General features: G+C 32.7%; 7 protein-coding genes. 3 read left to right on the forward strand and 4 right to left on the reverse strand.

Annotation, left to right across the window (positions count from 1 at the left end; all coding sequences use genetic code 11):
• Positions 1–6 precede the first annotated feature (6 nt).
• Positions 7–393: a hypothetical protein gene (locus I3217_RS05740; protein ID WP_435048792.1), complete on the reverse strand. Its 387-nt coding sequence runs from the start codon at positions 391–393 to the stop codon at positions 7–9.
• 523 nt (positions 394–916) lie between these two features.
• Between I3217_RS05740 and I3217_RS05745 the strand changes: the two genes are divergently transcribed.
• Positions 917–1,957 (forward strand): GyrI-like domain-containing protein, encoded by a 1,041-nt coding sequence (locus I3217_RS05745; RefSeq protein WP_435048793.1) that lies wholly within the window; start codon positions 917–919, stop codon positions 1,955–1,957.
• A 76-nt stretch (positions 1,958–2,033) separates the two neighbouring features.
• On the opposite strand, the gene I3217_RS05750 is transcribed toward I3217_RS05745, so the two are convergent.
• On the reverse strand, positions 2,034–2,645 hold the full coding sequence (locus tag I3217_RS05750) for a DUF1684 domain-containing protein (RefSeq protein ID WP_435048794.1): 612 nt from the start codon (positions 2,643–2,645) through the stop codon (positions 2,034–2,036).
• Between the two features lie 160 nt (positions 2,646–2,805).
• Between I3217_RS05750 and I3217_RS05755 the strand changes: the two genes are divergently transcribed.
• Positions 2,806–4,011, forward strand: coding sequence for an MDR family MFS transporter (locus I3217_RS05755; protein ID WP_435048795.1), 1,206 nt, complete (start codon positions 2,806–2,808; stop codon positions 4,009–4,011).
• 3 nt (positions 4,012–4,014) lie between these two features.
• Here I3217_RS05755 and I3217_RS05760 read toward each other — a convergent pair whose 3' ends face one another.
• Both I3217_RS05760 and I3217_RS05765 read right to left on the reverse strand, forming a co-directional pair.
• Positions 4,015–5,031 carry a LacI family DNA-binding transcriptional regulator gene (locus I3217_RS05760; RefSeq protein WP_435048796.1) on the reverse strand — a complete coding sequence of 339 codons (1,017 nt, stop codon included), beginning with the start codon at positions 5,029–5,031 and terminating at the stop codon, positions 4,015–4,017.
• A 120-nt stretch (positions 5,032–5,151) separates the two neighbouring features.
• Positions 5,152–5,604: an Lrp/AsnC family transcriptional regulator gene (locus I3217_RS05765; protein ID WP_435048797.1), complete on the reverse strand. Its 453-nt coding sequence runs from the start codon at positions 5,602–5,604 to the stop codon at positions 5,152–5,154.
• 116 nt (positions 5,605–5,720) lie between these two features.
• On the opposite strand from I3217_RS05765, the gene I3217_RS05770 reads away from it, so the two are divergent.
• The gene (locus tag I3217_RS05770) at positions 5,721–6,131 is read left to right on the forward strand and encodes a hypothetical protein (RefSeq protein ID WP_435048798.1); all 411 of its coding nucleotides are present in this window, start codon (positions 5,721–5,723) and stop codon (positions 6,129–6,131) included.
• The last annotated feature ends 175 nt before the right edge of the window (positions 6,132–6,306 follow it).

Raw genomic sequence — 6,306 nt, forward strand, 5'->3', positions numbered from 1 at the left:
TTTTTTTTATAACCCTAAAATAGATTTAATATCAGGTTTAAAATAGTTTGGACCTTTTAACACTTTACCGTCGTCCCGGTAAATAGGTTCGCCATTATCACCTAATTTACTCATATTACTTTTTTGAATCTCTTCGAAGACAGCTTCAATTTTATGCTGTAAACCGTGTTCGATAATCGTGCCGCATAAAATATAAAGCATATCCCCCAAGGCATCAGCTACTTCTACCAAATCGTTATTTTTGGCTGCCTCCAGATATTCTTCGTTTTCTTCCTTCATTAAATTAAAACGCAGTATATTTTTGTCATTACCCAAATCGGCTTTTGGAATTTCACGATGCCCTATTTTAAAAGCTGTATGAAACTCCTTTACAGCGTCTATTTTATCTTTCATATTATTAAATTATTATTTTTTTACTTATTTTTACCCAGTTATTAAATTCATAATAAATAAAGTAAATTATCCTTAGTTTATTGCGAATTTAAAATTTAAAGCCACAATTTTTACCTTATTAGTACTGCTATATGTTTTCAACCGGTCAGATTATCTTTGGAGTTATTTTTTTTATTGCCTTTGTAATCGTACTGTTTTTTACCTACAGAAAAGACATTACTATCCATAAAAAATATTATAACGGTAGCATTTGGGTCTTAATTGGCTTTATTGCTTTTTTATTGTTTATAGTAAGTATTAAACTCATTTTTAAAAATTAAAAATAAAGTTTTTAGACTATAAAAACACCTTTCTCTTCTCTATTTTTTTGACTACAAACAGATTAACCATTTACTTATAATCTGTTCATATGATTCATTTCAATTTAATCTTTTTAATAGCCTTCAGTGCTATAAAACAGCTTTAACAGCTTTAAAATTTTGAATTAAAATTGATTACCTTTGGTATTAACAATTAATTACATATGAAATTCGCCAAATATTTTCTCTTGTTATTACTTATTGGTTTTATAGGTTCATCCATATATATAGCTGTGCAACCCAATAATTTATTCCTAACGAAAATAAGAATAATAGAAGCACCTCAGGAGGTTATTTACGACCATATTAACGACTTAAACACCTGGAAGGACTGGTCGCCCTGGCCAAAAACAGATTCCGGGGATACACTTATAAACTCTGACACTTATACCTGGTTAAATGATAATGAAATTGGAAACATTAGCACTATATCGCATACCAAACCTAATGCTCTAAAACAGGCTTTAAGTTTTCCAAAGTATCCTGAATCTGAACTGGATTGGGAATTAAATCCGGTTAGCAAAACAAGTACGCAAGTTACATGGACTCTATCCAGCAAGACTATTCCATTTAAGAAAAAAGCGATGTATGTTTTTTTTGGAAACCCGGAATCGGAACTGGACTCGAAATTTGAAGCCAGCTTAACCAAACTGGATTCGGCAGTTCAGAAAAGCATGCAAACTTATAGCATCTCGTTACAAGGTATTACGCATCATAGCGGTGGATATTATTTATTTAAAACGGCATCGGGAAAAACAACTGGCTTTCATAAAATAATAGAAAAAATTGCTCCAGAGGTCAATGCATATGTAAAATCCAATAACATTATAACTGCCGGAGCTCCATTTGTGTACTACCACAAATGGGATACTATAAATAATGCTGTTATTTTCTCGTATTGTATTCCAACAAGCACTCAGATTATTTCTTCAAAAGAAGATATATTAACTGGTTTTTTCGAGCCATTTAAAACGACTAAAACCACTCTTAAAGGGGATTACAAATATCTGGATAAGGCCTGGGGCACAACTTTCGACAATTTAAAAACAGAAAATCTTACAGCTGTAGAAAATGGTCCGATGCTGGAAACTTATGTTACAAATCCTGAACAGATTGTAAATCCTGCAAACTGGATTACAGAATTATACGTGGCTATTAAAGATCAGGATTCCATACCTGCTTTTAGTTTACATCAAACAGAATAAAGCTTCGGATACAAGAAGTGCTTAATTGATAAATCCTAAACTAAATTTCTTTAAATATAACTTTATGCTTTAAAATTTAATGTTTTGCAAAAGCCTTAACTCCCGCACGGATTTCGGTATTAATAAAATTATCTCTTGGTACAATTGGGCATGAATACGTATCATTATAGGCACAATATGGATTATAAGCTTTGTTAAAATCGATACGAATTTCATTAGCTTCATTTATGTCACTACTTCGCAATTCCATATATCTACCGCCTCCATAAGTACTCACCCCATTGGTTAAATCTAAAAAGGGTAAAAACAAATAATCCTCATACCCTGCCTTATCTTTTAAAGCCAGACTTTCGTACACCTTAAGCTGAAACGGCTCTTCATTAATTTTAAAATGCAAAATCCCAAAAACACGTTGCGCCTTGAACTCTCCTGCGGTTGTAGGCATATCGAAATATTCCGAATTTTCAACAGGCTCCACTTTAGCTGTTACGCTAAAACTTGAATCTACAGGAAAAAAATCTAAACCTTTAAAATTTTCACGGTCATTCTTCTTTAATGGGGATTTTGAGGCATCTTTAAATGTAGCATTCATTTCCCTTTGAAATGCTGTTACTCCTAAAACAGGACGTTTATCTTCCTTACAGGCAAAACATAACATAACACTTAAAAACACAACAAAATATCTCATAGACCATAATTTATTTGCTTCAAAAATACAACTTAGGATATTTTTATCTAGTTTTAAAATATAAACATTTCAATTATAATACAAAGTCAGAAATTCCAAACCAGAATTTAACTTTAAAGTCCGACAACAATGTTGGACCTTTTTATTTTAAAACATACAAATGCAGGCATTATTAAACCAATATATAAATACATTTAAAGGACTTTCCAGAGAGGTGTGGTGGCTGGCATTAATTACACTAATTAACAGAGCCGGAACCATGGTAGTTCCATTCCTATCGCTTTACCTGACAAAAAATTTAGATTTTAGTTTAAAGGAAGTTGGATGGATAATGAGCGCCTTTGGATTAGGTTCTGTTGTAGGGTCCTGGATAGGAGGAAAATTAACGGATAAGATAGGCTACTATAAAATAATGGTATTTAGTTTAATCTGCTCTGGTTTTCTCTTTATTGGCGTTCAATATTTAAATAGCTTCGAAAGTTTAATTTTCGGAATATTCTTACTCCTTTTAGTTGCCGACATGTTCCGTCCGGCTATGTTTGTCGCTTTAAGCTCGTATAGTAAGCCAGAAAACAAAGTAAGATCTATAACCTTAATAAGATTAGCCATAAATCTTGGCTTTTCAGCCGGGCCAGCTTTAGGTGGTTTAATTATTAGTACAGTAAGTTATGGTGGTCTGTTCTGGGTGGATGGTATTACCTGTATTATAGCAGGAATTTTATTACTAAAAGTCCTTAACCCCAAGATTGCGAAAGTCACTAATCAAATTAAAATTGACAATCCAAAATCAGCCTATTCAGATTATCTTTATTTAATATTCCTTTTAGCCATGTTATTGTTTGGCGTCGCCTTTTTACAATATTTTTCCACCATTCCATTATACTATAAAGAAGTACATAACTTATCGGAATTTCAAATAGGACTATTGATGGGGCTAAACGGAATAACCATTTTTTTACTTGAAATGCCTCTGGTTAAAATTTTAGAAAAATCTACACATTCTAAAATGGGACTGGTAATATTTGGAGCCTTGTTAACCTTAATAAGCTTTATAATACTAAACTTTACCTCTTGGACCGGAATTTTAATCGCAGGTATGTTGTTTATGACTATAGGCGAAATGATAGCCTTCCCGTTCTCGAATGCCTTCGCTCTTAGCCGCGCTGAAAAAGGAAATCAGGGTGAATACATGGCTTTATACAGTATTTCCTTCTCTATAGCTCACATTATAGGGCACAACTCAGGCATGCAAACGATTAACGCTTTTGGCTATGAAACCACCTGGTACCTAATTAGCGTGGTGATGCTCGTATGCCTTTTAATTTTATGGGCCTTAAAAAAGAAAATCCTTATGGAAAAAATCTGAAATTTAACGTGTAGAATTTCTTACCACAATATCGGTCGGTATCACTTCCGAAGTAAAACTATTGGAGTTCTCACGTTCCTCTAACTTATCAATAAGTTTTTTAGTGGCCGCTGCTCCCATTATTTCTCCATGCTGACTAACACAGGTTAATTTCGGACTGGAATGACGTGCTAAGATTCCGTTTGAAAAGGAAATTACAGCAAGATCTTTGGGAATTTCCAGGCCTTTACCCTGCGCTAATTTCATAGCCGAAATAGCTGAAGATTCGTTTGTTGAAATTAATCCATCAAATTCCTGATCAAATAAAGGTTTAATCATACCTTCATAAGATTTATAATCTGGTTCAATGGTATTAATTACCAGATCTTCATTATACGCCATTCCGTTATTCTCCAAGCCTTTTTTATAACCTTCAAAACGTAATTGTCCAACACTCAAATTGTTTAAAGGGGATACAAACGCAATTCTTTTACATCCTTGCTTTACAAGATAACTAACAGCGTCCGCCGCTGCATTTAAATCGTCTATAATAATCTTATCGCATTCTACTGCTTCAGATACTCTGTCGAACATTACAATAGGAAAACCATACTTCATGGTATTTTCAAAATGATCGAATTTCTTATTGTTTTCCGTTTCTTCAGAGATAGCCAATAAAAACCCATCTATACTTCCGGTTGAAAGCATATCAATAATTTCGACTTCCTTTTGATAAGATTCATCGGAGATACAGGTAATAATTCGATAACCAGATTTTGCAGCTTCAGTTTCTATTCCTTTTAACACCTGTGCATAAAAGTAATTTAACATGTTAGGTATAATAACCCCTATACTACGCGTTCTTTTATTTTTTAAACTTAACGCGTTATAATTTGGACGATAATTTTTCTCTTTAGCGTAATTTTGAATTAAAATCCTGGTTTCTTCACTAATTTCCGGAATATCATGAAGGGCTTTAGATACTGTTGAAACTGAAACATTTAAGGCTTTTGCAATATCTTTAAGAGTTGTTTTTTTCATGAAATTTAAATTAGTGTTTCTAGTTTGTTTTAATTCCCGCTTTTCGGGACTCGCAAGGTATAAAATTAAAATAAATTATTGAATTTTTAAGGCGTCGTATACAACAATAGCTAAGAAAATCTACTTAATTGTGGTCTCCTTAACTAAAGGATTATTTTCTACCACATTAGCCAAAACGATCTGCGTTTTAGTTTCCCCATAGGTTATTAACTGGTCTATAAACAAACCCAAATGCTTCTGATTCTTTAAAACCACCTCCATAACAATGTTTTCGTTACCTGTTACCCTATAACAGTTAACCACTTCTTTAAAGGTTGTAACCTTTTCCAAAAAAGGCTTTAAACGTCCCATAAAAACCCGTAATGTAATTATCGTTTTTAATTGATGCCCCGTTTCGTAATATGACAATTTTGTAAGGTATCCCTCTATAATTCCTGCATCTTCCATTTTACGAATACGCTCCGCCACTGCTGGTGAACTAATCCCCACAGCCTTAGCTATTTCTGTATTCGATTGTCTAGCATTACGCTGTAAACAATCTAAAATCTTCCAATTCACAGCATCAATTTGCATGCTTAAAGTTTTTAAGATTTAAAATTTAATTATTAAACAAAATTAACGCTTTCACTTTAAATATTAAATACAACTTTAGTTTTTAGTACGTAATTTTGTAACAATTGCTATTAAAAATGACACATTCCAGTAATACAAATATTAAAGACCTGATAATTTACCAAAAGTCACTAGACATTTTTAAATTATCCAGACATATTGCGTCTTATATTACCTACGACAAAGATATTCTTACCATGCACAGGTCGTCTAGTCGAATAGACCGTTATGCAGACAGATTAGTGATGGATGCTTTAGGATTGGTGCCAAAGATTGTGGAAACTGAAAATGAAACCAATCATTCTAAAAAGCTTAAATACGCCAAATCAATTCGCTTTTTTATAGATAGACTATATCATAGCACGAGACTTTTAGAACATAACAAATCTAACAGTTCTGACTTTGTGAGATTATTGCGCATGGAAATAAAAAAATTAAGAATTATACACCGTCATTATGTAGAATCCTTAATTCATCCTAAAAAATAAAACACTGAACACTAATTAAATCCTTATCCTCTTGATGAGGATTTTTTATTTCTATTTGACAAATTTTAAAGGTTTAAAAACAATAATGGATAGTCTGTTCCACAAACAATAAAAACTTGCTTAAAACCGCATATAAATTCCCTGTCGTTCGACGGGGATTTTTTGTTTCTGGTTG

The sequence above is a fragment of the Formosa sp. S-31 genome (genome assembly GCF_051172795.1).
Lineage (GTDB): Bacteria > Bacteroidota > Bacteroidia > Flavobacteriales > Flavobacteriaceae > Formosa.

Coding starts and splice junctions, on each gene's coding strand:
- I3217_RS05740 (WP_435048792.1), bottom strand. CDS start 393: ATGAAAGATAAAATAGACGCTGTAAAGGAGTTTCATACAGCTTTTAAA.
- I3217_RS05745 (WP_435048793.1), top strand. CDS start 917: ATGAAATTCGCCAAATATTTTCTCTTGTTATTACTTATTGGTTTTATA.
- I3217_RS05750 (WP_435048794.1), bottom strand. CDS start 2,645: ATGAGATATTTTGTTGTGTTTTTAAGTGTTATGTTATGTTTTGCCTGT.
- I3217_RS05755 (WP_435048795.1), top strand. CDS start 2,806: ATGCAGGCATTATTAAACCAATATATAAATACATTTAAAGGACTTTCC.
- I3217_RS05760 (WP_435048796.1), bottom strand. CDS start 5,031: ATGAAAAAAACAACTCTTAAAGATATTGCAAAAGCCTTAAATGTTTCA.
- I3217_RS05765 (WP_435048797.1), bottom strand. CDS start 5,604: ATGCAAATTGATGCTGTGAATTGGAAGATTTTAGATTGTTTACAGCGT.
- I3217_RS05770 (WP_435048798.1), top strand. CDS start 5,721: ATGACACATTCCAGTAATACAAATATTAAAGACCTGATAATTTACCAA.